This window comes from Pseudoclavibacter sp. RFBG4, assembly GCF_002931515.1.
Lineage (GTDB): Bacteria > Actinomycetota > Actinomycetes > Actinomycetales > Microbacteriaceae > Pseudoclavibacter.
On the sequence record NZ_PSYC01000005.1, the window covers coordinates 1 to 25,249 of the forward strand.

Here is a 25,249-nt window from a genome sequence, read left to right on the forward strand (position 1 = left end):
CCCCCTCCTCTTCTCTTCTCTTCCCGCACCGCACTCCTCGAACGGACCCACGCATGACCACCAGTGCACCGGCGCCAGCTGCGCCGCAGTTCCTGCTCACGAAGCGCAGGATCTGGACCATCTTCGGCGCCCTCATCGCCGGCATGCTCCTCTCGAGCCTCGACCAGACGATCGTCTCGACGGCTATGCCGACGATCGTGGGCGAGCTCGGCGGGGTCGACCACCAGGTGTGGATAACGACCGCCTACCTCCTCGCGACCACCATCGTCATGCCGATCTACGGCAAGTTCGGTGACGTGCTCGGGCGACGGAACCTCTTCCTCATCGCGATCGCGATCTTCACGCTCGCGTCGGTGGGCTGCGCCTTCGCAGACAGCTTCTGGGCGTTCGTGGTGTTCCGCGCCATCCAGGGCCTCGGCGGCGGCGGGCTCATCATCCTGTCGCAGGCGATCATCGCCGACATCGTGCCGGCCAGCGAACGCGGCAAGTACCTTGGCCCGCTCGGCGCGGTCTTCGGCCTCTCGGCGGTCGGCGGCCCGCTGCTGGGTGGCTACTTCGTCGACCACCTGACGTGGCAGTGGGCGTTCTACATCAACATCCCGGTCGGCATCGCAGCGTTTGTCATCGCCGTGGTGGCGTTGAAGCTACCGAGCAAGAAGGCGACGAAGCGCATCGACTACCTCGGTGTGATCTTCCTGTCGGCCGCGACGACCTGCCTCATCTTCTTCACCGACTTCGGTGCGGATGCTCAGCACGGTTGGGCGTCGATGGTCACGTGGGCGTGGGGCCTCGGCCTCCTCGTGGCGGCGGCGATGTTCGTCTTCGTCGAGTCGCGCGCTGAGGATCCGATCATCCCGCTGGGCCTCTTCAAGAACCCGATCTTCGTGAACGCGACGGCTATCGGCCTGACGCTCGGCATCGGCATGTTCGCGGCGATCGGCTTCGTCCCGACGTTCCTGCAGATGTCGTCTGGCACGTCGGCCGCCGCTTCGGGGCTGCTCATGCTGCCGATGATGGCGGGCCTCATGGGCACGTCCATCGCATCGGGAATCCTCATCTCGAAGACGGGGCGCTACCGCATCTACCCGATCGTGGGCACGGTGCTGACTGCTCTCGCGATGGTGGCGATGACCACGTTGACGGCGGATACGCCCATCTGGCTCATCTGCGTGTTCCTGTTCTTCTTCGGGGCGGGTCTCGGGCTCATCATGCAGGTTGTTGTCCTGGTCGTTCAGAACGCGGTGCCAGCCGCCGAGATCGGCACAGCGACGAGCACGAACAACTACTTCCGTGAGGTTGGGGCGGCGCTCGGCACGGCGGTGTTCGGCGCGATCTTCACGACGCGTCTGACGGAGAACCTCACCTCGGTGTTCACCGCGAGCGGCGCCAGCCCGGCTGATGCTGCGACGGCGACCTCGACGATCGATCCGCAGACGCTCTCGCAGCTGCCGGACGAGGTACGGGACGGGATCGTCACGGCCTACGCGGATGCTCTGGCTCCCGTGTTCTGGTACCTGGTGCCGTTCATCGCGCTCGCGTTCCTGCTGTCGCTCTTCCTGAAGCAGATCCCCCTCTCCGATGTTGCCGGGCTTGTGGCTCGTGGCGAGGCGGTCGGCGGGGAAGAGGCGGAACAGCTCGACGCGGCGGCTCGGGAGAGCCGGGAGAGCGAGGCGGGCGATGATGCCACCTCGAGCGTGGAGCCGAAGAAGCTCAACTCAAACGGGCCGAGGAGCCTCAACTAGCGAGGAGCCGCCGAGAACGCGCGGGCCGCGCGGAGGGCCGCTTCGACGCGCATCCCCTCGAAAGGGAGGACCGCAGTGAGCGCCTCCGCGGTGAGGTCCGGGCCCAGCTCGGCGCCGCGCCGAACGGCTTCCGCGTCAACCTGCTCGGGGGCTGATTCCGGGTCGTCGAGGTCCATGACCGCGCCCTCGAACCAGTCGGCGGCGGCGGCGAGCATCTGCTCCTCACTGAGCACGGGGAGCAGATGCCGGTCGAGTCCGTCGGCGACGCCGTGGTCGACGGTGCGCCAGGCCTCCCCCGCGCTCTCGCGCCAGTAGACGAATCCGAGCCAGGGCTGCTCCCCGCCGGCCACCCAGCGGCGTCCCGATTCCGAGCTGACGGCGGCTTCGACGTGCGCCACTCCCCAGTCGGGGATGCCGGCAATGAGGTCGAGGCCCCGCCTGTACGTCTCGGAGTGGTCGCGGTCGATGCCGGCGAGGACGGCCCGGCCGTCGGGGAGCGGGGTGAGCCGAGCCCAGCTGCCACCCCCGTCTGAGGAGAACCAGCCGTGCTCGTCGGCGCGGGAATTGTCGCCACCCTCGCCGAGGATCGCGGTCTCGATGGCCGCAGCGAGCGCCCAGCGCCCCCTGATTACCTCGATGGTGGGGAACTGCCGAGTTCGGAATGCTGTCATGCCCTCATCTTTCCAAGCGCCTCCTCGGCGCTGCTGGGTGTTGCTTGGAACTGGACCGCGCCCGGTGTCTCGCGGATGCGCGTGCGAGCCACCCTGGGGCCGGTTGCGGGTTCGACCTTCCAGGTCCTGCTCTGCGCGGGCGAGATGGTGAGCCGACCCAGGTGCACTTCGTGGTGGTGGAAGGTGCAGAGTGCGATGCCGTTGCTCGTGTCGGTGCGTCCGCCGCTCGACCACGGGGTGACGTGGTGGATCTCGACGGTGTCGAAAGGGAGCTCGCACGCAGGCGCTCGGCACCCGCCGTCTCGGGCGAAGACCGCCCTTCGCTGAGCCGGGCTGAAGAGTCTTCGCTTGCGGCCGAGCTTGAGGACCTCGCCGTCGTCGTCGACGAGCGCAACCCGGATGATGCCATCGCAGAGGATGCGCCGGGCCGCCTCGACCGGGATGGGCTCGCCGCTGTGCTCGAGGCGCGAGATGTCGGCCGGTGTCTCGGCGACTTCCGCGAGACCGGCCCGCGTGACGGTCATGACCAGGGTGGGCGCTTCTCCGCCAGTCCGGGGTGCGCCTGGGGATTCGGCGTGTTGGGCGAAGACCGAGACGAGCGCGTCGATGCGTCGCTGAGAGAAGCTGCGATCGTCCCGGTTCTGCGGTTCCTGCTGAGGAGCGAGGCCGTCGCGGGGCTCGTCGTCTGCTTCGCACGCCTGCTCCCGCCGCGGTGAGAGATACGCGTCGAGGACGCGCATGATGGTCTCGCCCTGTTCTGGGGTCGCGAGGAGCCTGCCCTGCACCATGCCGTCAGCGCGACGGGTGAAGGAGAGTCCTCGCTTCGCGGCTTGGCGCTCCGCGTTGGGCTCCGCGCCGTCTGGGTCGAGGAAGGCCACCCACACGGCGGCCTGCTTGGCCAGACGCTCCGGCGACGCTGGCTCGTCGTCCTCCTGGGTGCGCCCGCAGGCAGCCTGGACGAGTTCAAACTCTGCACGATCGAGGTCGGCGACATCGATGCTGCTGTCCGCTTCACGCAACCCTGAGACGATCGCCGACGCCTGCGAGAGCGTCACCCGCCCTTCCGCGACCGCGACCGCCACCTGGCTCCGTGCTGGCCGGAGCGTCTCGCCCGTCATGCTGATGTGCTCGCGCGTCGCCTCGGCGACCTCGCGAAGCTTGGCCGCCTCGGCCCGGCGAAGGCCGAAGGTCTGCCGCACGGCCTCGTGCACGGACCGGTACCCACCCCGACGCACCAGAGAACCGGAGAAGGCCACCGGCGTGATCTCGTCTCGCCCGAGCAGTTCGGCCGTCATCTCCAAGATCGTCGCGTCGAGCATCCGCTTGCGAGCGGCCAGTTCTTCGAACGCGGCGAAGAACTCGGCGTCGAGCACCGACGAGACGGACTGTCGCCCATCGATCAGCGCCGTGACGACGGCCGTGGCGGCGATGCCGGACTCTCGCTCGGCAGCAGCAACGCTCGCCGGTAGACCCGACAGGACCCCAGCTCCGGCCCTAGCACTGGCCCCAGTACCAGCACTGGTACTGGCCCCAGACCCAGATACTTCACCCAATGCGGACTCGTCGTCGCCCATCGAATCTCCCCCCTCGTTGCCCCGGCGCCCTCCACCCAAGGCATTCCTGCCTTCGGCTCGACGTGCCGAGCTGGCTTCCCCCGAAGCCAAACTCAGCATACAGAACATCGAACACATACTCGACTCCTGTGAGTAAATCCCACGTCACAGAACAGTAACCAGATCGCCGGAGCACCAACCGCCCAGACGAGCCCGCCAGCCTGCCAGCACACATCCGACGCTACTTCTGGCCACCGACATTCGACGAGCGAGAGCACCCCGCGGGTGCGCCGTCCAAGCTGTGTTCCTCCCAGGGCGCGCGCGGGATACTCTTTCGATCACCTGTGCTTCACTTACCGCCCCTGCATCTCAGCGACTGGACGCATCCTTCCGTGGCTCCCACACTCTTCCCCTGGCTCGACCCTGAAACGATCATTCACGGTGCGGGCCCCTGGGCGCTTCTTGTCGTGTGCCTCATCGTGTTCTCGGAGACCGGGCTCCTCGTCGGCTTCCTGCTGCCCGGCGACACGCTGCTGCTCATCACGGGCCTGCTCGCCTTCTACCCGGGCATCGGCTTCGACATCTGGTGGGTGTGCCTCGCCATCGGATTCGCCGCGTTCCTCGGCGGCGAGGTCGGCTACCTGATAGGGCGAAAAGCGGGGCCGAGGATCTTCGAGCGCAAGGAGAGCGGCCTCTTCAGCGTGAAGAACGTCGAACGGACCAACGCGTTCTTCGAGCGCTTCGGCGGCCTCGCGGTCATCATCGCCCGCTTCGTTCCCGTCGTGCGCACCTTCGCTCCGGTGGCCGCCGGCGTCGGCAAGATGGACTACCGCAAGTACACGATCTACAACCTCATCGGCGCGCTCATCTGGGGCGCGGGCCTCACCTTCGCCGGCTACCTCCTCGGCTATGTGCCGGTGCTCGGCGACTTCATCCGCGAGTACATCGACATCATCCTGATCGTCGCGGTGCTCGCGACCGTGGTGCCCACGAGCATCCACTACCTCCTGAACTCGCGGAAGTCCCGCCGCGAGGCCGAGCAACGCAGCCGCGATGAAGCGAAGAACCTCTCGCTTGCACCGAAGGACTTCGACCAGAAGCTCGGCGACTGAGCGTCGGGAATCCGGCGCCAGTTGCCCCGGCGCGCAGTGGGCTCCGCTGCCCCCGAACCGCCGGTAACAAGGCATGTCACCCTCTCGCGAGACTCGATCCCGGCCGCAGACGGGCGCCTCGAACGCGACGTAGGCTTGCCTGCGCGGCATGCTCTGCCGCGTCTTTCGACGGCGTTGCAGTGAGGAGTTCGGTTCACGGATGAGCGGCATCTGGCGGTACCAGTCGACCTCGATCCCCCTCAGACTGGCGAACGCCGGAGCAGTTGTCGCCCTTCCCCTGCTTGCCGTCGAGCAGCTCGGGGACGTCGCCGTCGGCGGCTTCCTCGTCGCCGTCGCCCTCTTCCCGAGCGTCATCGCGGCACCGCTCGTTGGCGCCCTCCTCGACCGGATGCGCCGCCCGAAGCTGCTCCTCATCATCGGGGGGACGATCACGGCGGCCGCCTACCTCTTCGCCTCACAGCTGGGCACACTGCCGATCGGTGTCATCGCTGCCATCCTGGCAGTCGCCGGGTTCGTGACCCCCGCCTACATGGGCGGCCTCTCGAGTTTCGCGACCGACAACATCGAGCCGGCCAGGAAGGCTTACGCGCAGGACGCGCTCTCCTACACGATCGCCTCGGTGGGCGGTCCGGCGCTGGCGGCGCTCGCGATCCCGCTGGCGGGCTCAGCACGGCTCGCGATGGTGCTCCTCGCGAGCCTCGCCTTCGTCGGGGCGGTGGCCGGGTTCGGTATCCGGATGCACGCGAAGAACGGCCCGGTGGAAGGCCTCGGGCGCACGATCGCTCGCGGCATGACGTACCTCGTCAAGCACAAGCCGATCGCGATCGTCACGATCGCCGGCACCGTCAGCCAGGTCGCCGGTGGCGCACTCGGCATCGCCGCCATCGCCATCTCCCTGGAGCGCACCGGTTCCGAGGCATCCGCCGCCTGGCTCGTCACGGCCTACGCGATCGGGGGGCTCGCCGGCGCCCTCTCCATGGCGGTGAGGACCTGGACCACGAGAGGCCCGGTCTGGGTGATGGGGATGGGCTTCGTCGCGACCGGCGTCTTCCTCCTCATCGCGGTGCCGGCGCTGCCGATCGGGTTCGCGTTCGCGGCTGTCCTCATCTCGGGCCTCTTCGCGGCACCGGCGAACGCCGCCATGATGCTGCTCCGCGACAAGGAGAGCAAGCCGAACGTGCGCTCGCAGGTCTTCACGATCGGCGCCGGCCTGCGGGTCACGGCGGCCGCCGTCGGTGCGGCCATCGCCGGGCTCATCGCGGGCTTCGACGCCGGCTGGCTGATCGCGGGGATGGCCATCATCTGGATCCTCTCGGGTGCCATCCTCTGGTTCTTCCCGAACCCGCCGGCGCGCACGGGCATCATCCCCGTGCAGAGGGGCCCGCAGGCGCCGTAGCGCGGGCCAGCAGGCCACCCGCGGCCACCCGAGGAGAGTCCGCTGCCGCGTCCGCGCAGGCAAACGCTGCCAGTCAATCGGCCCGCAACACGCCCGGCCGAAGGGGCACTCGGCTGGCAGCGTTGGTACCCAGGCCCTCGACGATTGCTTGGCCGCCACGGGCCAGCGAGGATCACCGAGCAGCGAGCAGCAAGCGCTTCCCCGGCCGACGTGGGAGACTCCCCGGAAGAGGCGCGTGCAGCGCCTGAGCGAGCGGAGCATCCCATGACCGAGAACCCCGCCCTGGTGGTTGCCGTCATCGTGCTGGGCTTCGCGGCGGTCACGTTCCTCCTGGTGTGGATGCTGCGCGCGGCCCCTCGCCCACCGCGCGACTCCGAGCTCTCCCCAGACGAACGGCGCCGACGAGCCGAGAAACCGGGCCCGGCGCCGACGAGCATCCGCTTCGATCACGGCAACAACTCGGGCTACTGACGCGAGAGACCTCAGCGCGGACGCCAAACGCTGCCAGCCGATGTGACCCTTCCCGAACTCCGTCAAGGGCACATCGGCTGGCAGCGATCGCAGTGGTGCTGCGGAAGCCGTCGCTAGGCGACGCCCACGAGCAGCCAGACGACGAAGCAGAGCAGGAAGCCGACGAGGCCGAGGACCGTCGTGAGGACGGTCCACGTGCGGAGGCCGTCCGCGACGCCGAGGCCGAGGTAGCGGGTGACGACCCAGAAGCCGGAGTCGTTGACGTGCGAGAGGCCGAGCGCGCCGAAGGCGATGGCGAGGGCGAGCAGCGCGACCTGGATCGTCGAGTATCCGCCGCCGAGGATCGACGCGCTGAGGAGGCCAGCCGTCGTGAGGATCGCGACCGTCGCCGACCCCTGGGCCGCGCGCAGCGCGAGCGAGATGAGGTACGCCATGATCATGAGCGGCATGCCGGTGGCGAGCAGCGTCTCGCTGAGTGCCGCGCCGATCCCGCTCTCGGTGAGGACGCGGGCGAACGCGCCGCCACCGCCCGTGACGAGGATGACGACCGCGACCGGTGGGAGCGCCGCTTCGACGACGTCGCCGAGCTGCGATGCGCTCCAGCCGCGGCGGATGCCGAGGAAGAAGCTCGCGAGGAGCACCGTCACGAGGAGCGCGAACAGTGGCGCTCCGATGAACGCGAGCACGTTGCGGATGGGGTCGCCGGCCGGCAGCAGCGTGGCGCCGACCGTGCCGAGGGCGATCATGATGAGCGGCGTGACGATGAGCGCCATGACCATGCCTGCGCTCGGCGGCGCGACCGTGCGGGCCTTGGTGGCGGTGCCGGATGCGCCGGACGCGCCGCCCTCCGAGCCGGATGCCCCTTCGGCGTCGGCGACGATCGCATCCGCCTTCTCCGTGCCGAACTCGGCGAACGACTTCGCCGTGGTCGGCAGCATCGTGAAGTTCTTGCGGTTGAGCCACTTCGAGAAGAAGTGCGAGACGACGGCGAGGACGAGGCAGACGGGGAGGCCGATCATGGTCACCCAGCCGAGGTCGGCGCCGAGGATCCCGGCGCCTCCGACGATTCCGGGGTGCGGGGGCATCGCGACGTGCACGGCGAGCATGATGCCGCCGACGGGCAGCCCGAACTTCACGGGGTCGACGCCTGCTGCCTTGCAGAAGCCGTAGATGATCGGCACGAGGATGATGAACCCGACGTCGAAGAACACGGGGATCGCGAGCACGAGCGCGGCGGCCGTGAGGGCACCGGCGACGCGCTTCGGCCCGAGCAGCTTCGTGAAGCGCCCGGCGAGGCTGGAGGCACCGCCGGAGATCTCGATGATCTTCCCGAGCATCGCGCCCAGCGCGACGAGGATCGCGACCGACCCGAGCACGCCGCCCATTCCGGCGATGATCGACTCGATGATGCCGATGCGTGCCGGTTCGAGCTCCGTCTCGGGCACCGTCACGAGCGGCAGCCCCGTCGCGAGGCCGACGAGGACGCTCACGATGAGCAGCGCCAGGAAGGCGTGCACCTTGAGTTTGATGATCAGCAGCAGGAGGAGGCCGATGCCTCCGGCTGCGATCGCGAGCAGTAGGAATGTGGACAAGTCCGTCTCCTTTGACGAGGGCGCCGACGAGAGCGCTGACGAGGACGCTGACGAGAGCGTTGTTTGGGTGAGAGCGGGGGCTCTTGCTTACGAGTCGGTGGTCTTCGGGGCGAGGGCGAGGATGACGGCTGAGTCGTCGGACGCACCGAGTCCCTGTGCCTGGCCAAGGAGGTACAGCTGCTCGGCGGCGGCGGCGACCGGCGTCGGGAGCCCGACGGCGCGGCTCGCCTTGCCGACGATGCCCATGTCCTTCACGAAGATATCGAGGCGGCTGAGCACTTCGGCGCCGTCCTCGTCGTAGGCCTCGAGGATGCGGGGGCCGCGGTTCGCGAGCATGAACGAGCCCGCTGCTCCGGCGCCGAGCGTGTCGAGGGTCTTGGCCGGGTCGAGCCCGAGGCGCTCGGCGAGTGCAAGCGCTTCCGCTGCGGCCGCGATGTGCACGCCGCAGAGCAGCTGGTTGACGGTCTTGAGCGCCTGACCGTCGCCGGGGCGGTCGCCGACCACGGTGAGGGTGGATGCGAGGAGGCCGAGCACGGGCTGCGCCTTCTCTCGCGCTGCCGGCGTCGCACCGACGACGATGAGCAGGTCGCCCTCGCCCGCGCGGACGGGGCCGCCGGAGAGGGGCGCATCCACGAGCTCGACCGAGTGCTGCTGGAGGCGAGCGACGACGTCGGCGATGCCGTCGGTTCCGACGGTGCTCGTGAGGATCACGACTGCGCCCTCGTCGAGCTTGTCGGCGATGCCGTTCTCTCCGAACAGCACTTCGTGCAGCTGCTCGCCGTTGCGGACGGCGAGGAGGACCGCGTCGACGCCGTCGACCGCGCTGGCCGCGGAGGCGTGCGGCACGATGCCAGCGGCGGCTGCGAGGTCGAGGCGCGGCTGCGCGATGTCGAAGCCGTTGACCGTGAGCTGGCTGCTGAGGCGGGTCGCCATCGGCAGGCCCATCGCGCCGAGCCCGAGGACGGCGACGGAGTAGGTGGAGGAGGTCATGGTTGCTCGTTTCTCGGTGCGTGTTGGGATCTCAGCGCTGTTGCTGATCAGTTGGATGCGGGTGCGGATGCGGGTGCGTCGACGCCGGCAGCGGCGCTCGCGTGGAACTTCTCGACGACCCGCGCGAGCGAGTCCTCGTCGCCGACGTTGCCGGCGAACACGACGTAGGGGATGCCGTCGGCCGGTCCCCCGACCGCCTGCCACAGGGAGACGATGCCGGGCAGCATGGGGCCGCGGACGACGGCGTGACGGATCTCGAGGCCGTTCGTGGCGACGTCGCTCGAGGTGATGCCGCCCTTCGCGATGACGAAGCGCGGCGGCGTCACGCGGAGCGCGTGCGCGACGACCTCGCAGACGGCGGCAGAGACGTCTCTGGAGATCGCGAGGGAAGCGTCCGCGTCGTCGGTCTTCACGAGCTCGCGGCTCGTGTGGAGAATCACGTCGCCGCTCGCGAGCGCTTCGACGACGCGAGCCTTCGCCTCGCCGATGTGCGCGTCTCGGGCGTCCGCGTCGATGATCGCCGAGACGGACAGCTCGACGGTCGGCAGGTGGGGATGCTCGGTCCGGAGGGCTGCGAGCTGCCGTGTCGTGAGGTCGACGTGCGAGCCGACGACGATCAGGCCGCCGGCAGCGGACCGGGTCGCCCCGTCGCGCGCCAGCTGCGCCGGGGCGAGTGGGGAGGCGATCTCCTGCCCGATGCGGGCTCGCACGAACGGCGGCCCGACGCGGTAGAGGAAGTGCTTGCCATCGGCCTCCGCGAGCTCGAGCCCGAGTGCGACGATGCGGATGTCGTCCTCGATGACCACGTCGACGACGATCGGCTGGCCGTCACGCGCATCCTGCAGCACGGTCGCGACCGCTTCTGGGCCGCGACGGATGATGTCGAGCGAGAGCACCGTCACGTCTGCGGCGGCCCAGCGGCCCTTCGTCTTCTCCTCGACCCATTCGGGGAGCGCGGAGCTGCGGAAGCCGAACGTCGCATCCTTCGCGAACTCCGTCTCGGCGACCGGCACGAGCTCGCCGCCCTGCCGGTAGTAGTGGATGCCCCCGATCGTGACCCTGCCAGCGTCGGGGAAGGCCGGAACGATGAGGACGCCGTCCGGCACCGGGCCGCCGAGCTCGGCGAGCGTTGCCGCGATGACGTCGGTCTCGAGGGGGAAGTGGCCGCGCAGCGTGCTGTCGCCGCGGCTCACGAAGGCGATTCGGCGCTCGAGGCGCTCCGCCGCGGCGAGCGCTGCCGTCACGATCTCGCGGTTGCGTGCGGCGGCGGATTCGGCGTCGAGGCTGCGCGTGTTCGTGAGGACGTACACGGCGTCGCGGCCCTGTTCGAGCGCCCAGACGAGGTCGTCCTGCTCCCAGCGGGTGAGGACGGGAAGATCGGCGACGGACTGCGTCCCGGTGGGGTCGTCGTCGAGCACGATGAGGGTCACTCCGGATTCGCGGACCCGGTCGGCGACCTCCGCAGCGTCGACGCGCACCGGGGCGGGGTACTGCTCGAGCAGTCGGGTTTCATCCATCAGAGAACTCCCTTGTAATCGGATATCAGATATCTTGCGGCCACCAAAGGGTGTTGTCAAGGAGATATCTGATATCTCGAGGGAAGGAACCTGGTGACGCCTGCGACGCTCCGCCGCCGGAAGGAAGTCCGGCGATCAGGCTCGAGGCGTGAGCACGTACTCCTGCAGGTCATCCGCCGTCTGCTGCATGTGCGACTCCATCGCCGCCCGCGCGGCTGGGCCATCGCCGGAGCGCAGCGCCTCGAGGATCCCCGCGTGCTCGCGGATGGCATTCACCTGCACCTGCGGCACCGCGGAGGTCTCGTAGCGGCGCTCGTACATGAACTTCCCGAGCGGCTCGAGCAGCACGCGCAGGAACGGGTTGCCACTCGCCCGCAGCACGACATCGTGGAACGCGATGTCGGCGGTGACGAAGGTGTGCACGTCGTTCGCGGCGCTCGCCGCGCGCATCTCCTCGAGGTACCCCTCGAGCTTCTCGAGGTCGTCGGCGGTGCGCAACGGGGCAGCGAGCTCGCAGGCACCCGTCTCGATCATCCGTCGAAGCTGGACGAGCTGCACCGAAGCCTGCGCCTTGCCACCGGTCGACGTCGCGGCGCGCAGGAGCGGCTCGATGCCGGTCCAGTCCTCCATGGGAAGCACTCGACCGCGAGTGCCGGGAACCGGCTGCACGACCCCCTGCGCCTGCAGCGTCTTGAGGGCCTCGCGCAGCGTGAGGCGGTTCACGCCGAGTCGCTCGGCGAGGTCGATCTCGCGCGGCAACGGCGCCCCCTGGGGCAGTGCCCCTGAGATGATGTCATCGAGGAGCCGGTCGCTGACCGACTGAACAAGCGACGCTCTCGCCATGGTGACCTCCGAACTCGCAATGCTAGTGGGCACGTCCGGACACCAGCTCACCCGAGCGTCACTGCAACGTGACGGCGACCTCCACGACGACGTCATCCGCATCCTCTCCGATGACACGCTGGCGCACCTCCGGCGATGTGAGCACCACGCCACGCTCCGCGAGCGCGTCGAAGAGGGCCACAACGGCCGGATGCACGGAGCCCTCCGGCAGATCGGCACCCTGCGAGCGCCACACGGCCACGAGGTCGGTTCGCGGCGGCAGCTCGTCCGCGAGGATGCGCCCGTCGTGCCACGACTTGTCGTCGGCTTCCGGGAGCCGCGCGACCGGCCAGCAGAAGAGCATCTGCAGCTCGGATGCTCTTGCCGTGCTGCCAGGGGCCGCACGGAAGGACGTCCAGAACCCCGGCCCCGGCTCGAGCCCAGCCTCGACGCTGCGCCGATGCAGTTCGGCGAATTCCCGGTTCGCGTCCTCATCGCTCGGCGCCGCACCGTCGCCGCCCCCGCTGGCGACGCCCCCGCCGGCGACGCCCCGGCCGGCCGCGTCGAGGTCAGCGGGCAGCAAGATGACGCGCGCGACGAACGGTGTGGCCCCGAGCTGCCGTTCTTCGACGACAACCGGGCGCGCGAAGGCGGTGAGCACGGCGTCCGCAGCCGTCATGGCCGCATCCTCGGCATCACGCCCCCGCAGCACTTCGGCACGATGGTGAAGCAGCACGTCGGCCGCGTCGCCGTCTCGAAGCGCCCGCGCGGCGGCGGGCAGCGGCACGCCAGCCGCCCGCAGCGCCTGCAGGAGGGCACCGTCGCGTACCTGGGATTCGGCGTACCTGCGGTACCCGGTCACCGCATCCACCTCGTACGGGACGAGCGCCTTCGTCTCGTCGTAGTGACGCAGCGCCTTCACGCTGATGCCGGTCGTGTTGGCGAATTCCCCGATGGTGAGCATGCCTCAAGCCTGACGCCTCCCGTAGGAGGAGAGTCAAGCGGGGGGCACTCCGCGGTTCTGTCCCGTTGGACCAGATGCCTCGAGCTCGCCGGCATGCGACTCGAGGCCAGTGGCCCGCTCAGGTCGCCGCCATCTCGAGCGCTTCCTCCGCACGCTCCGCGCTGCCCTCCGCGAGGCCGCGCTTGAGGGCCGGGGCCAACGCGACGCACAGGACCATCCCGACAGCGAGCACCGCGACCTCGGTGACGGTGAGCGCCCAGATGATGCCGGGCAGGCCGAACCAGACGCTCCCTGCGATCACCACTGGGATGAACAGCACCCCTTGGGCGGCCGACATGATGGTCGCGGGAAGGGCACGCCCGGTTGCCTGGAACAGCGACGTGATGAGGCCGGTGAAGCCGTTCGCGATCATCGCGATGAGCTGCGCCGCGAGCACCACGACGCCGATCGCGAGCACGGACGCGTCGGCGACGAAGAGCGCGAACACCTGCTCGCGGAAGCACAGCAGGAGTGCGGCCGCGAGTGCGGCGACCGCGCCGACCGTGATGGCGGATGCTCGCAGCGCCGACCCGAAGCGTGCGCCGTCGCCCTTGCCGTACGAGTAGGCCAGCAACGGCAGCACGCCGAGGGTGACACCCATGATGAGGAACTCGGGCACCTGGGCGATACGCACGGCGACGCCCATCGCCGCGAGCGGCCCCTCACCGTAGGCCGCGGCGAGGTTGTTGAGCACCAGCGCCGTGACGATGAGGAACGCCGACTGCAGCAGCGTGCCGACGCCGACGCCGAGGACCGGCTTCTGCACTGAGCCTGCGAGGGTGAACCAGCGAGGAGAGAGGCTCACGTGCTCGCTGTTGCGCGTCAGCCAGAGAACGAAGTAGGCGACGACGACGACGTTCGCGAGACCCGTTGCCACGGCCGCCCCCGCCACTCCCCAGTTGAGCACCAGGATGAACAGGGCATCGAGGGCCAGGTTCACGACGGCGGACAGCACGAGCGCGACCATGACCTGCTTCGCCGCGCCTTCCGCCCGGACGAGCTGCTCGAGGCAGACCGCCGCGGCGAGGACGGGCACGAACCCGAGCAGCACCCCGACGAAGGCAGCCGTGGGAGCGGCCACCGATGCGTCGGCGCCGAGCAGCGCGACGAGCGGCGACAGGAAGACGAGCCCGATGGCGGCGACCACGGCCCCCACGACCACCGAGCCCCAGAGCGAGTAGGACGCGACCCGCTTGATGATCGCCACCCTCGAGGGGTCGCGTTCGGCCCCGCCGAGGAGGCGCGACACGAGCGCCCCTCCCCCGACCCCGAAGACGTTCCCGACCCCCATGACGAGGATGAGGACCGGCGAGCCCAGGGTGATTGCGGCAAGCAGGGCCGTGTCCTCGAGCGAGCCGATGAACCCCGCATTGGTGAGGTTGTAGATCGCTCCGACGATCATCGCGGCCGCCATGGGCACGCAGAGGTGCAGGAGTGCGCTGACGATCGGTGCCGACGAGAGGTACCAGCGGTTCGTGTGCGCCGCATCCGGGGCGGCCTCACGGGCTGCCGACAGATCGGTCTTGGCTTCGGGTTCTGTTGGTGTGCTCATGGTTGCTTCTTTCTGGGCAGGACGGAGCGCGCGCCGACACTCGTCGGCACGTGGGGGGATGCGCGACTCGGTCGCGCGTCTCGGAGGGCTAGTCGCGCACTGGCTGCGGGAGCTGAGCCGTGATCTTGGCGAGCAGCGCCTGGAACGCGACTCGCTCGTCGGCGTCGAGCGGCGCGAGGATCGTCTCGTCTGCGGCGATCATGGCCTCCTCGAAGCCCGCGATGAGCTCGGCTCCCGAAGGAGTGGCATAGACGCGCTTGGTGCGCTCGTCGCCGCCCTCGGTTCGGCGTTGGATGAGCCCTCGCCCTTCGAGGCCGCGGAGCAGACTCGAGACGCTTGCGGGGGTCGTGCGGCTCATTCGAGCGAGCTCCGACTGGCTCGCCCCTGGACTCTGCACGAGGTAGCCGAGCACGAAGCTCTGCGGCCGGGTGAGCTCGCGTTCACGTGTCCAGTCCTCCCCGGCCTTCATCTGCGCCCAGCTGATCCATCGAACGAACTCGAGGGGCGTGCGTGGGGCTGGCGCTGTATTCGACATAGTTAGAACTATTACAGTTCGAGTTCTAACTGTCAAGATGGCGCAGCCTGGAGCGCGCGCCTCACGCGTAGACTGGGCGGATTACCCGGGAGGAGCAACGATGCCCGAACCGAAGCATCCAGAGAAGCGAGCGAAGCCCGAAGCCGGCGTGACGCGCATCGTCGAGAACATCGACGAGACCGCCGCCATGTTCTCCGAGCCAAAGATCACCGCCGTCGGCATCCCCGCCGTCCTCAACTCGCTCAAGGTGACAACCGCGCAGATGGGCCCAGCCCGCACGGCCCGCACTCTGCTGCGCATCAACCAGAAGGACGGCTTCGACTGCCCCGGATGCGCATGGCCGGAGGGCAAGCACCGCAGCCCGGCCGAGTTCTGCGAGAACGGCGCCAAGGCCGTCGCCGAAGAGGCCACGAAGCGGCGCGTTCCCCCGAGCTTCTTCGCCAAGCACTCCATCGAGGAGCTGCGCACCTGGGACGACTACTCGCTCGGCCAGCAGGGCCGGCTCACGCATCCGATGCTCCTCGAAGAGGGCGGCACGCACTACCGGGCCGTGAGCTGGGACGACGCGTTCGACATCATCGCCGACGAGTTCGCGCAGATGTCGAGCCCAGACGAGGCGATCTTCTACACCTCAGGCCGCACCTCGAACGAGGCGGCGTTCGTGTACCAGCTGTTCGTGCGCGGGCTCGGCACCAACAACCTCCCCGACTGCTCCAACATGTGCCACGAGTCGAGCGGATCCGCGCTCGGCGAGACGCTCGGCATCGGCAAGGGCTCGGTGAGCCTCGAAGACCTCCACGAGGCCGACCTCATCATCATCGCCGGCCAGAACCCCGGCACCAACCACCCCCGCATGCTCACCGCGCTCGAGAAGGCGAAGCTCAACGGGGGCAAGATCATCGCCGTGAACCCGCTGCCCGAGGCGGCGCTCATGCGGTATGAGAACCCGCAGACCGTGCGCGGCATGGTGCTCGGCGGCACCGCCCTCAACGACCTGTTCCTGCAGATCAAGCTGGGCGGCGACCAGGCCCTCTTCCAGGCGCTGGGCCGCATCCTGCTCGACGCAGAGGAGGCGAACCCCGGCACCGTCTTCGACCACGACTTCATCGCCGCGAAGACGTCGGGCGTGGATGCGTACCTCGAGTCCCTCCGCACGCTCGACTGGGCCGAGATCGAGACCGCGACCGGCCTGGGCGAAGCGGAGATCCGCGAGGCCGGCGAGCTGCTGCTCGCCTCGAAATCGACGATCGTCTGCTGGGCGATGGGCCTCACCCAGCACAAGCACTCGGTGCCGACGCTGCGCGACTGCGTCAACCTGCTGCTCCTGCAGGGCAACATCGGCAAGCCCGGCGCGGGCGTCTGCCCCGTGCGCGGACACTCGAACGTGCAGGGCGACCGCACGATGGGCATCTTCGAGCGGATGCCGGAGTCGTTCCACGACAAGCTCGACGCCGAGTTCTCGTTCGCGTCTCCCCGCGAGCACGGCTACGACACGGTCGAGGCGATCCGCGCCATGCGCGATGGCAAGGCCCGCGTCTTCATGGCCATGGGCGGCAACTTCTCCAGGGCGACACCCGACACGGCAGTGACGGAGGCGGCCATGGAGTCGCTTGCCCTCACGGTGCAGGTATCGACGAAGCTGAACCGCTCGCACGTCGCAACAGGGCGCCGAGCGCTCATCCTCCCCACCCTCGGCCGCACGGAACGCGACCGGCAGGCGGGCGGCACGCAGCGCGTGACCGTCGAGGACTCCATGAGCGCCGTGCATGCCTCCCACGGGCGGCTCGAGCCGGCAGGCGACGAACTGCTCAGCGAGGTCGCCATCGTGACGATGCTCGCCGAGCGGGTCCTCACCCGTTCGCGCCCGAACGTGCCGCAGGTGAACTGGGCCGAGCTGCGCGCCGACTACGCGAACGTGCGTGCATCCATCTCCCGGGTCATTCCCGGGTTCGAGGACTTCGAGGCGAAGATCGACGAGCCCGGCGGGTTCGTCCTGCCGAACGGGCCACGCGACGGCCGCGACTTCTCGAGCATCGGCGGCACGGCGAAGTTCACGGCCAACGAGCTCGAGTATCCGAAGGTCCCCGAGGGGCGCCTGCTGCTGCAGACTCTGCGCTCGCACGACCAGTTCAACACCACCATCTACGGCAAGGACGACCGGTACCGGGGCGTGAAGAGCGCCAGGAGGGTCGTCTTCGTCAACGAGGCGGATGCACGGGACCGCGGCCTCGCCGACGGCGACCACGTCGACATCGTGTCGGAGTGGCCCGGCCGCGATGGGTCGCTCGAAGAGCGCCGCAGCGAACGCCACCGCATCGTCGTCTACTCCACCCCGCGCGGCTGCGTCGCCGCGTACTACCCGGAGACGAACGTGCTCGTGCCGCTCGACTCGACCGCCGATGTCAGCAACACGCCGACCTCGAAGTCGATCGTCGTTCGATTGGAGAAGCTCGAGCGCTGAAGCGAGCATCTCCCCTCGCCCTCAGAGGCGCCCGCCACCCTAGGCGGTGAGGGCCTCAGGCTCGGCGGCGGATGCGGATCGGTCCCCTCGCCGAGGCGCCATCGACGACCTCGCCGCCCTGGGTGATGTCGACGTCGCCGGCCGCCACGAGGCGCAGCGCGGCTGCCCTCGCCGCATCCATCTCGACGCGCCACTCGTCTCCGCCGACGGCTCGGGCCACCTCGGACGGACAGATGGTGGCCCCTTCGGCCCGCTTGGCGAGCAGCTCGAGGATCACACGCTCGAGCTGCTGATCGCGCCGCGAGACCGCGGTCACAGCAGCCGCTCCGCGAGGACCTTCGCCGTCGCCTCGGGATGCACGCGGTGCCCGACCGACTCGGCCACCTCGACGAGCTCCGAGCCCGGAAGCGTCTCGGCCAGGCGCCTCGCGGCGCTCGCGAGGAACGGGAACGTGTCGCCGCCCACGACGATCGTCACGGGCACCTGCACGTCGACCATCGCCGCCGTCGGCGTCGACACCTGCCGCACGAGCTGCGCGTCGTAGACCGTCGACTGTGCGAGCGGCACGAGGCCGGGGAAGATCGGGCTCTGCCGAATCTGCTCGACGAGGGCAGGGTCGAGCCCAACCCCCTCGAGCTGGAACGTCGAGACCGCAGTGGCCGAGTCGCCGTCGTCGACGAGCCGCTGCAGGCGCTCGGCGAGGTCGGGCGCCGGCTCGTGCTGCCCGAACCGGAACGGAGGCTCCGACAGGAACAGGTGCTGCACGGGAACGCCGAGGGAGGCGGCGAAGAGCGCAAGCACGGCCCCGGAGGAATGCCCCACGACGCTCACCCGGCCGCCGACCGCACCGATGACGGCCGCCAGGTCCTCCGCTTCACGCTCTGGCGCCGACGGCTTCGTGTCACCGCTGTCGCCGCGAGCGCGCCGGTCGAAGGCGACGACCGCGAATCCGACCCGGACGAGCGCCAACGCGAACTCCGTCACGTCACGCGCCGTCGAGAACGCGCCGTTCACGATGACCACCACGGGCCCCGAGCCGCGGATCTCGTACGCGATGCGCGTTCCATCCGCCGAGAGGACCGTCTCGCGATCGACGCGAACCCCGCCCGCCCCCGGCTCTTCTGCTGCCACCATGTTCCTGATCCCCTTCCTCGACGAGCAGCGAGCAGCACTGCCCGCACCCGAATACGAGCACAGTCTGCACCCGACGACCGACAATCAGCGGAGTGCACACGACGGGCCCCACGCTGCAGTCCTCCCTGCAGCGTGGGGCCCGCCGCCCTCCACGCTCTGTCGCGGTCTGATGTACCCCCGTGCCGAGCTACTTCACGTAGCCGTTGGGGTTGAGCACGTACTTCTTCGGCGCGCCCGCATCGAAGTCGGCGTAGCCCTTCGGAGCCTCGTCGAGCGTGATCGGCGTCGCCTGCACGGCGTCGGCGATCTTCACCTTGTCGAAGAGGATCGCCTGCATGAGCTGCCGGTTGTACTTCATGACCGGGCATTGTCCGGTCGTGAACGACAGCGACTTCGCCCAGCCGAGCCCGAGCCGGATCGAGAGCGAGCCGACCTTCGCCGCCTCGTCCACTCCGCCCGGGTCGCCGGTCACGTACAGGCCGGGAATACCGAGCGCACCACCAGCCTCCGTCACCGTCATGAGCGAGTTCAGCACCGTCGCGGGCGCCTCGTGCCCCGCATCTGAACCGTGCCCGCGGGCCTCGAAGCCCACAGCATCCACACCGCACTCGACCTCCGGCACACCGAGGATCTGCTCGATCTGCTCACCGGGGTCACCCTTCGAGACATCGACCGTCTCGCAGCCGAACGACCGCGCCTGCGCGAGGCGCTCCTCGTTGAGGTCGCCCACGATGACGCAGGCAGCACCGAGCAGTTGCGCGCTGACTGCTGCCGCGAGCCCCACCGGGCCCGCGCCTGCGATGTACACCGTCGACCCTGGGCCGACCCCCGCGGTGTAGGCACCGTGGAAGCCCGTCGGGAAGATGTCGGAGAGCATCGTCAGGTCGAGGATCTTCTCGAGCGCCTGGTCGCGGTCCGGGAACTTCAAGAGGTTCCAGTCGGCGTACGGCACCAGCACGTACTCCGCCTGCCCGCCGACCCAGCCGCCCATGTCGACGTAGCCGTACGCGCTGCCTGGCCGGTCCGGGTTCACGTTGAGGCAGATGCCCGTCTTGCCCGACTTGCAGTTGCGACAGCGCCCGCACGCGATGTTGAACGGCACCGACACGATGTCGCCGACCTTGATGAACTCGACGTCCGGCCCGACCTCGATGACCTCACCCGTGATCTCGTGACCCAGCACGAGGTCGACCGGGGCAGTCGTGCGACCGCGCACCATGTGCTGGTCGGACCCGCAGATGTTCGTCGTCACGGTGCGCAGGATGGCTCCGTGCCGCACCTGGCGACCCACGTTCGCCGGGTTCACGCCCGGCCCATCCTTCAGCTCGAACTCGGGATACGGGATGTCGATGACCTCGACCTCGTTCGGCCCCTTGTACGCGACGGCTCTGTTGCTCGCCATGATCTCTCCTTTGAGTTGAGCGGGTTCTGCATGCGGTGCACACGACGGTGCAACCCTGCGAACGTCTCTGTTACGCAGTGTTTCGAGGCTATTGGCCGCCCTCAGGACACACCAGGATTCGAGGCAGATGACCAGCGGATGCACAGACTCAGGCCCGGGTGATCTGTTCAGTCGACTTCCCAGCGCGTTCGGAATACGGCCGATACCCCATCGGTTGTTGTAGCTGCAAGCATCCACTTCTCGGAAGGAACAGCAAGCATGGCAATCGTCATCACCGGCGCGACCGGACAGCTCGGAACCCTCGTCATCGACAGCCTCCTCGAGCGCGGCGCAACCCCCACCGAGATCGTCGCCGGCGGCCGCAACGCCGAGCGACTCGCGCAGCTCGCAGCGAAGGGCGTTCGCACCGCCACCATCGACTACTCGCAGCCCGACACCGCGACCGCCGCCATCAACGAAGGCGACACCGTCGTGCTCATCTCCAGCAGCGAAGTGGGCACCCGCGTCGCGCAGCACGAAGCGGTCATCGACGCGGCGAAGGCCAAGGGCGCGGCCCGCATCGTCTACACGAGCGTCCTCGGCGGCGACCCGGATGCCCTCATCCTCGCGCCTGAGCACGTCGCGACCGAGTCGCTCATCCGCGAATCCGGCCTTCCCGCCACCATCGTGCGCAACGGCTGGTACACGGAGAACTACGTCGCCGACATCGCCCAGGGCGAGACGACCGGGGTCATCGTCAACAGCGCGGGCAAGGGCCGAGTCGCCAGCGCCTCCCGCGCCGACTACGCCGCAGGCATCGCCGCGATCGCCCTCGAAGACGGCCACGAAGGCAAGGTCTACGAGTTCTCCGGCGACAAGGCCTGGGACTTCGAGGAGTTCGCGAAGACCCTCGCCGACGCGATCGGCCGCGACGTCGAGTACCGCGCCCTCACCACGGAGGAGCACAAGGCCGCCCTCACCTCGAACGGGCTCGACGAAGGCACCATCGGCTTCATCACGGGCCTCGACGCGAACATCCGCGACGGAGGGCTCGCCCTCACCACCGGCGACCTCTCCCGAGTGTCCGGACGCCCCACGACGACGCTCGCCGAGACGCTCCGCACCCTCACCGCCTAGGCAGCTCCGCGCGCGGTTCCACCTGGGTTCCGCGCGCGGTTCCGGCTACGATTCCGGCCCGGCGGCTGATCACCGGCTGCCCCCAAGCCCAGCCGCTGGTTCCCGGCTCCCAGCTCAGGCCGCCCCCTGTCCTATCCGCCCCAGCCTCGCTCCCCCTGCCATCCGCCTCGGTTGCTTCCATTCGGGATGGAAAAGTCACTTCGTTGCGGGAACTTCTCCAGCACGAAGTGACTTCCCCATCCCGAGACGAAGCAGGCAGGCGGGCCAGAGCAAGCAGGCAGGCGGACAGGTAGGCCAGAGCCGGCAGGCAGGCGCAAGCCAGAGCAGGCAGGCGCAGGCGCAGGCCGCGCGCTACCGGAGCGGCTGCGGGGCGAGCGAGCGCGGTCGGCTGAGCGAGAACAGCTCGGGAGCTGAGCCCGCGCCGTTCTCGGCAAGGTCGGCCCCGAGGCGGCCGATCGAGGGAACGAACTTGAACCCCTCCCCCGCGAACCCAGCGAGGACCACGATGCGGCCGACCCGGTCGATCACGAACCTGGCGTCGTCGGTCGTCGTGTAGGTGCAGCTGATCGGGTCGGCGCTCTCCGCATCGACGCCAGGCAGCCAGTCCCGCGCGTACTGCCTGATGGCGTCGAGCTGCGCGGACACCGGCTGGAAGTCTCGCGAGTCCGGGTCGACGACGGGCCCGACCCCGTGCCATCCCGCCTTGATCCCCTCACCGGGGGTGAGCATCCCGTACACCGGCGAGAGCCACCCCTCGTACCCGGGCCTCCCGAGCGCGGGCAGGTGGTTGAAGCTCGGCCAGTCGACATACCCGTTGAACTCGCGGAAGTGCACGGGCGCCTCCTGGGTCACGCGCAGGCGCGGCAGCTCGACGGCCCCGCCGAGCAGCGTGCGGGTCCACGCGTTGACCGCAGAGACGACGACCTTCGCGGTGATCGTCTCGCGCGCGTGACCCCGATGCTCTGGCTCCTCGCCCCAGGAGTGCGCCTCGACGACCACGCGCTCGGCCTGTTCGACGACGCTGACCGCTCGCGTGCCCCAGCTCAGCTCCGCGCCGCTCGCAGCGGCCAGCTCGGCCATGCTCGTCAGCGCATCCGCTGCCCTGACCCGGCCGGCCCTCGGGAGGTGCAGCACCTCGGTGTCGAAGCGGATGCCAGGCCACCGTTCGCCCGCGTCCTGCGTCGAGAGCAGCTCGGCGGGTTCCCCGCTCGCGGAGATCGCACCATGTACCTCGGGGCTCGCCGCCCCCGGCCCGTGGTTCACGAGACCGACGAGGTCGAGGATCTGGCGGCCAGAGTCGAGCTCGAGCTCGCCCCACAGCGCGCGCGACTCGTGCAGCATCGCGACGAGATCCGGCTGCGTGTACGACGTGTTGAAGTTGCGCGTCGCCCCGTGGGACGCGCCCATGTGGTGACCGGGCTGGAACTGCTCGAGCAGGCGCACGCGCCTGCCGCGCCTCGCCAGCTGCCACGCGGTCGACAGGCCCATCGCGCCGCCGCCGATGATGAGCACGTCAACGTCAGTCATGGCCCCACGCTACCCGCACTCAACTCGGGGCACTTCCTCGGTACCATTGCGGAATGCTCACCGTCTCCGGTCAGCGGGAGAAGATCCTCACCGCGTACATGAACCTGCTCGTCGACTCCGGCGTGCGCGGGACGACCCTCGAGGCAGTTGGCACCACCTGCAAGCTCTCCAAGGCCGGGGTGCTGCACCATTTCTCGTCGAAGCAGGCGCTCGGGGATGCGCTCCTCGAGGAGCTGCGGGGGCAGGCGCGGGTCGACGCCGACAACATGCTCGCCGACCTCGACAACGCCGTCTCGTACTACATCGTCTCCTCGCAGGATCGGGACAGCCTCCTCGAACGGCTCGTGGAAGCGGTGTACCGCCTCGCGCAGACCGGCGACAAGGATGCGCTCGACGTGCTCCGCCAGTGCCGGGAGGGCTGGTTCGACGCACTGGTTCGGGCTATCGGCGACACCTCGGTCGCACGGCTCGTGCTGTTCGTCGGTGACGGCATGAACCACAACGCGCTGCTCAGCGTGGGCTCGGAGAACGAGAAGTTCATCAACGCGGAGTCGACAGCCGAGATCCTCGGCGCGATCCGGGACCTCCGCGGCTAGGGAGTGTCCGACACCGGACGAGCGGAGCAGGTCGCAGGTGTCGGACACGCCCGAGCGAGCTACTTCACCGGGTAGGCGGCGAGCGAAGCCCTCGTGGCATCGTTCGGTGCGAGACCCCATGCGGTGAAGTACGCGGTGAGATCCGCCTGGGCCACCTCCCCTGCGACGGTCATGAAGAGCTGTCGCCGACTCTCGTCGTCAGCCAGGACGAGCCCTGCCTGCTGACGCTCGCGGTATTCACGATTCAATGTCGGGTAGAAGCTGTCCCCGAACTTGCCGCGCAGACCATCGAACATCGCCAGCTTGACGAAGAGATCGCTCTCCGCGTCGAAGGAACGCTCAGAGCTGGGCTTTGCCAGGTAGGTGGCGACTGCCCGCTTGCTGCTCTCCGACTCGAGGCGGTTCGGCTGTCCGAGTGAGAGCTGCACCGCGACCGAGGAGATGTTCACCGTCACCTCACCGAGGCCATCCCATCGATACTGCGGGGCCTGGTAGGTGTGTCCGATCTCATGCCAGAGTCCCCACTGGTCGGTGATCGGCTGCCTGAGGAGGTCCGCCGCTGCCCCCGTGTCGGTCTGGAACGTGATGCGATCATGCGTGGCGGAGGCGTATCCGCCGCCGGAATCCGGGTTGGTGATCATGACTCGCGCCGGCGACTTGTGGTGGAGGCCATTCTCCGCGATCGACAGCCCGTAGTTCGTGTCCGTCGTCGCCACGACGTGGTCCCAGGCGAGCACGCGCTCATCGCTGATGGCGTCGAAGTCGGCAGAGGCGATGGAACGTTGCAGGACGGCGAACACGCGCTCCCCCTGGACAACGACGAAGGGCGCATCGGCGAAGAGCATGTCCTGCAGTGCGAAGTCGTCGACCGTCGTCTGCCCACGGGTGAAGGTCGGGACCGGCACTCCCCCGGTGACGGTCACTGCTTCAGGAGCGCCCGAAGATTTCGCGAGCGACACCAGACCATCCCTATCGGCGACGATCGTGTTCGTGCCAGGTTTGAGCGGCGTGCGCTTCACGTCGACCGACGACCCGCCGTTCAATGCCGCGTACGAGCCGTACTGCCCGATGACCGCCTCCACCCCGACACTGCCAGCCGGCAAGGTGATCCGCAGCGTCTGCCCTGACGTGACATATCGGCCGGTCGGCTCATGCACGCTGTGTCGCATCTGTCGATTCTCGCGAACACGGTCTGCCTCGGCGTCGCCCCGGGCGGCGAGCAGCAGCTTGGATGATTCCTGATCGATCAGCAGCTTCGGCGCCGTCGTCGCGTACACCGTTGCGACCATGCTGGAAGCTTCTGGGCTACTCGCGGTGCCCGGTTCTCCGGCGACGACACCGACTTCGATCTTCTGCCCCGGCGCGACCGTGCGCGCAATGGTGATCGTCACCGACCCATTCGAGATGGTCTTCGCCGAGTAGTAGGCGGAGCCGGCATAGGTTTCCGCCACGTACACTCCGTCGACCCAGATCATCGTGCGGGTCGTGGATGCGAAGACCCGCTCGCTCATGGTGACCGCGAGCTTTCCGTCGGCATCGAGCGCCACGTTCGAGACCTCGCCGGCCACGGTCGACGCCAGGGTGCGCTCGTCTGCATGCGCGTGCGCCTCTCCGGGTGCGCCTTCCGCGAGCATCACATCCACGCGCTGACCCGCTGTCGCCTTGCGAGTGGGCTTCACCGTCGTCTCTCTGCTCGCGCTCTCGGCCATCGAGTAGTACGCCGTCCCCGCGTAGGTTTCACCCGCGTAGCCCCCGTCGATGTACACGATGATGCGCGTGGACGATCTGAAGAGACCGGCTCCGAGCGTGTAGGAGATCCTCCCCTCGCCGTCCACGCTCAGTGAGCGCACCAGCGTGGAGCCGGTGGTCGTGGACAACTGCGTCGGCAGCGCCGCCTGCGTCTCTGCAGCGAGGGCGGGCGGCGCGACGAGCGCGCCTCCGAGCACCAGAGTTGCTGCCAACGCCGCGGTCGCCAGTCTGGCGATCTTGAGTTTTTTCATGTCTTCCTCGTTGTTCGTGCAGAACGCCGCCTCTGAGGTGCGTGCTTCCCTCTGGGC

General features: G+C 68.9%; 21 protein-coding genes. 7 read left to right on the top strand and 14 right to left on the bottom strand.

The features are described from left to right. Positions 1 to 53 precede the first annotated feature (53 nt). On the top strand, positions 54 to 1,742 hold the full coding sequence (locus tag C5E10_RS01225; protein WP_104330092.1) for an MDR family MFS transporter: 1,689 nt from the start codon (positions 54 to 56) through the stop codon (positions 1,740 to 1,742). On the opposite strand, the gene C5E10_RS01230 is transcribed toward C5E10_RS01225, so the two are convergent. Continuing rightward, positions 1,739 to 2,413 carry a hypothetical protein gene (locus C5E10_RS01230; RefSeq protein ID WP_104330093.1) on the bottom strand — a complete coding sequence of 225 codons (675 nt, stop codon included), beginning with the start codon at positions 2,411 to 2,413 and terminating at the stop codon, positions 1,739 to 1,741. The genes C5E10_RS01225 and C5E10_RS01230 overlap by 4 nt on opposite strands. Beyond that, a complete protein-coding gene (locus tag C5E10_RS01235) occupies positions 2,410 to 3,786 on the bottom strand; it encodes an HNH endonuclease signature motif containing protein (RefSeq protein WP_181062580.1) in 1,377 nt (458 codons plus the stop codon). The genes C5E10_RS01230 and C5E10_RS01235 overlap by 4 nt, the downstream gene beginning before the upstream one ends. 572 nt (positions 3,787 to 4,358) lie before the next feature. Here C5E10_RS01235 and C5E10_RS01240 point away from each other — a divergent pair. The 3 genes from C5E10_RS01240 (at position 4,359) to C5E10_RS01250 (ending at position 6,945) form a co-directional block, all read left to right on the top strand. Further along, complete coding sequence (locus C5E10_RS01240) at positions 4,359 to 5,078, top strand: DedA family protein (RefSeq protein WP_104330095.1); 720 nt, start codon at positions 4,359 to 4,361, stop codon at positions 5,076 to 5,078. Between the two features lie 199 nt (positions 5,079 to 5,277). Continuing rightward, on the top strand, positions 5,278 to 6,474 hold the full coding sequence (locus tag C5E10_RS01245) for an MFS transporter (RefSeq protein ID WP_104330096.1): 1,197 nt from the start codon (positions 5,278 to 5,280) through the stop codon (positions 6,472 to 6,474). Between the two features lie 264 nt (positions 6,475 to 6,738). Then, positions 6,739 to 6,945: a hypothetical protein gene (locus C5E10_RS01250; RefSeq protein ID WP_104330097.1), complete on the top strand. Its 207-nt coding sequence runs from the start codon at positions 6,739 to 6,741 to the stop codon at positions 6,943 to 6,945. A gap of 113 nt (positions 6,946 to 7,058) precedes the next feature. On the opposite strand, the gene C5E10_RS01255 is transcribed toward C5E10_RS01250, so the two are convergent. The 7 genes from C5E10_RS01255 to C5E10_RS01285 all read right to left on the bottom strand — a co-directional run bounded on the left by C5E10_RS01255 (position 7,059) and on the right by C5E10_RS01285 (position 14,956). Next, positions 7,059 to 8,537 (bottom strand): GntP family transporter, encoded by a 1,479-nt coding sequence (locus C5E10_RS01255; RefSeq protein ID WP_104330098.1) that lies wholly within the window; start codon positions 8,535 to 8,537, stop codon positions 7,059 to 7,061. An 87-nt stretch (positions 8,538 to 8,624) separates the two neighbouring features. Further along, the gene (locus tag C5E10_RS01260) at positions 8,625 to 9,527 is read right to left on the bottom strand and encodes an NAD(P)-dependent oxidoreductase (RefSeq protein ID WP_104330099.1); all 903 of its coding nucleotides are present in this window, start codon (positions 9,525 to 9,527) and stop codon (positions 8,625 to 8,627) included. A 47-nt stretch (positions 9,528 to 9,574) separates the two neighbouring features. Beyond that, a complete protein-coding gene (locus C5E10_RS01265) occupies positions 9,575 to 11,047 on the bottom strand; it encodes a four-carbon acid sugar kinase family protein (protein WP_374953475.1) in 1,473 nt (490 codons plus the stop codon). Between the two features lie 132 nt (positions 11,048 to 11,179). Next, entirely contained in the window at positions 11,180 to 11,887 is a 708-nt protein-coding gene (locus tag C5E10_RS01270; protein ID WP_104300127.1) for a FadR/GntR family transcriptional regulator, read from the bottom strand. Positions 11,888 to 11,945: 58 nt separating this feature from the next. Then, complete coding sequence (locus C5E10_RS01275) at positions 11,946 to 12,830, bottom strand: MerR family transcriptional regulator (protein ID WP_104330101.1); 885 nt, start codon at positions 12,828 to 12,830, stop codon at positions 11,946 to 11,948. Between the two features lie 118 nt (positions 12,831 to 12,948). Continuing rightward, complete coding sequence (locus C5E10_RS01280) at positions 12,949 to 14,421, bottom strand: MATE family efflux transporter (protein WP_104330102.1); 1,473 nt, start codon at positions 14,419 to 14,421, stop codon at positions 12,949 to 12,951. 88 nt (positions 14,422 to 14,509) lie between these two features. Continuing rightward, positions 14,510 to 14,956, bottom strand: coding sequence for a MarR family winged helix-turn-helix transcriptional regulator (locus C5E10_RS01285; protein WP_104330103.1), 447 nt, complete (start codon positions 14,954 to 14,956; stop codon positions 14,510 to 14,512). Positions 14,957 to 15,143: 187 nt separating this feature from the next. Here C5E10_RS01285 and C5E10_RS01290 point away from each other — a divergent pair, with 187 nt between their 5' ends. After that, complete coding sequence (locus tag C5E10_RS01290; RefSeq protein ID WP_258070953.1) at positions 15,144 to 17,417, top strand: FdhF/YdeP family oxidoreductase; 2,274 nt, start codon at positions 15,144 to 15,146, stop codon at positions 17,415 to 17,417. Between the two features lie 55 nt (positions 17,418 to 17,472). On the opposite strand, the gene C5E10_RS01295 is transcribed toward C5E10_RS01290, so the two are convergent. The 3 genes from C5E10_RS01295 to fdhA all read right to left on the bottom strand — a co-directional run bounded on the left by C5E10_RS01295 (position 17,473) and on the right by fdhA (position 19,953). Continuing rightward, the gene (locus tag C5E10_RS01295; protein WP_104330105.1) at positions 17,473 to 17,733 is read right to left on the bottom strand and encodes a DUF3253 domain-containing protein; all 261 of its coding nucleotides are present in this window, start codon (positions 17,731 to 17,733) and stop codon (positions 17,473 to 17,475) included. Beyond that, the gene (locus C5E10_RS01300; protein ID WP_104330106.1) at positions 17,730 to 18,551 is read right to left on the bottom strand and encodes an alpha/beta fold hydrolase; all 822 of its coding nucleotides are present in this window, start codon (positions 18,549 to 18,551) and stop codon (positions 17,730 to 17,732) included. Before C5E10_RS01300 ends, C5E10_RS01295 begins: the two co-directional genes overlap by 4 nt. A gap of 187 nt (positions 18,552 to 18,738) precedes the next feature. Then, on the bottom strand, positions 18,739 to 19,953 hold the full coding sequence (fdhA, locus tag C5E10_RS01305; protein WP_104243781.1) for a formaldehyde dehydrogenase, glutathione-independent: 1,215 nt from the start codon (positions 19,951 to 19,953) through the stop codon (positions 18,739 to 18,741). Between the two features lie 258 nt (positions 19,954 to 20,211). Between fdhA and C5E10_RS01310 the strand changes: the two genes are divergently transcribed. Beyond that, the gene (locus C5E10_RS01310) at positions 20,212 to 21,069 is read left to right on the top strand and encodes an SDR family oxidoreductase (RefSeq protein ID WP_104330107.1); all 858 of its coding nucleotides are present in this window, start codon (positions 20,212 to 20,214) and stop codon (positions 21,067 to 21,069) included. Between the two features lie 351 nt (positions 21,070 to 21,420). Here the strand turns inward: C5E10_RS01310 and C5E10_RS01315 are convergent, their stop codons facing one another. Beyond that, the gene (locus C5E10_RS01315) at positions 21,421 to 22,596 is read right to left on the bottom strand and encodes an FAD-dependent oxidoreductase (protein ID WP_104330108.1); all 1,176 of its coding nucleotides are present in this window, start codon (positions 22,594 to 22,596) and stop codon (positions 21,421 to 21,423) included. Positions 22,597 to 22,649: 53 nt separating this feature from the next. On the opposite strand from C5E10_RS01315, the gene C5E10_RS01320 reads away from it, so the two are divergent. Then, positions 22,650 to 23,192, top strand: a complete 543-nt coding sequence (locus tag C5E10_RS01320) for a TetR/AcrR family transcriptional regulator (protein ID WP_104330109.1) — start codon at positions 22,650 to 22,652, stop codon at positions 23,190 to 23,192. Between the two features lie 59 nt (positions 23,193 to 23,251). Here the strand turns inward: C5E10_RS01320 and C5E10_RS01325 are convergent, their stop codons facing one another. Further along, positions 23,252 to 25,192, bottom strand: coding sequence for a M60 family metallopeptidase (locus C5E10_RS01325; protein ID WP_104330110.1), 1,941 nt, complete (start codon positions 25,190 to 25,192; stop codon positions 23,252 to 23,254). Between the last annotated feature and the right edge of the window lie 57 nt (positions 25,193 to 25,249).

Coding starts and splice junctions, on each gene's coding strand:
- C5E10_RS01230 (WP_104330093.1), bottom strand. CDS start 2,413: ATGACAGCATTCCGAACTCGGCAGTTCCCCACCATCGAGGTAATCAGG.
- C5E10_RS01315 (WP_104330108.1), bottom strand. CDS start 22,596: ATGACTGACGTTGACGTGCTCATCATCGGCGGCGGCGCGATGGGCCTG.
- C5E10_RS01260 (WP_104330099.1), bottom strand. CDS start 9,527: ATGACCTCCTCCACCTACTCCGTCGCCGTCCTCGGGCTCGGCGCGATG.
- C5E10_RS01300 (WP_104330106.1), bottom strand. CDS start 18,551: ATGGTGGCAGCAGAAGAGCCGGGGGCGGGCGGGGTTCGCGTCGATCGC.
- C5E10_RS01320 (WP_104330109.1), top strand. CDS start 22,650: ATGCTCACCGTCTCCGGTCAGCGGGAGAAGATCCTCACCGCGTACATG.
- C5E10_RS01325 (WP_104330110.1), bottom strand. CDS start 25,192: ATGAAAAAACTCAAGATCGCCAGACTGGCGACCGCGGCGTTGGCAGCA.
- C5E10_RS01270 (WP_104300127.1), bottom strand. CDS start 11,887: ATGGCGAGAGCGTCGCTTGTTCAGTCGGTCAGCGACCGGCTCCTCGAT.
- C5E10_RS01275 (WP_104330101.1), bottom strand. CDS start 12,830: ATGCTCACCATCGGGGAATTCGCCAACACGACCGGCATCAGCGTGAAG.
- C5E10_RS01225 (WP_104330092.1), top strand. CDS start 54: ATGACCACCAGTGCACCGGCGCCAGCTGCGCCGCAGTTCCTGCTCACG.
- C5E10_RS01245 (WP_104330096.1), top strand. CDS start 5,278: ATGAGCGGCATCTGGCGGTACCAGTCGACCTCGATCCCCCTCAGACTG.
- fdhA (WP_104243781.1), bottom strand. CDS start 19,953: ATGGCGAGCAACAGAGCCGTCGCGTACAAGGGGCCGAACGAGGTCGAG.
- C5E10_RS01310 (WP_104330107.1), top strand. CDS start 20,212: ATGGCAATCGTCATCACCGGCGCGACCGGACAGCTCGGAACCCTCGTC.
- C5E10_RS01285 (WP_104330103.1), bottom strand. CDS start 14,956: ATGTCGAATACAGCGCCAGCCCCACGCACGCCCCTCGAGTTCGTTCGA.
- C5E10_RS01280 (WP_104330102.1), bottom strand. CDS start 14,421: ATGAGCACACCAACAGAACCCGAAGCCAAGACCGATCTGTCGGCAGCC.
- C5E10_RS01250 (WP_104330097.1), top strand. CDS start 6,739: ATGACCGAGAACCCCGCCCTGGTGGTTGCCGTCATCGTGCTGGGCTTC.
- C5E10_RS01290 (WP_258070953.1), top strand. CDS start 15,144: ATGTTCTCCGAGCCAAAGATCACCGCCGTCGGCATCCCCGCCGTCCTC.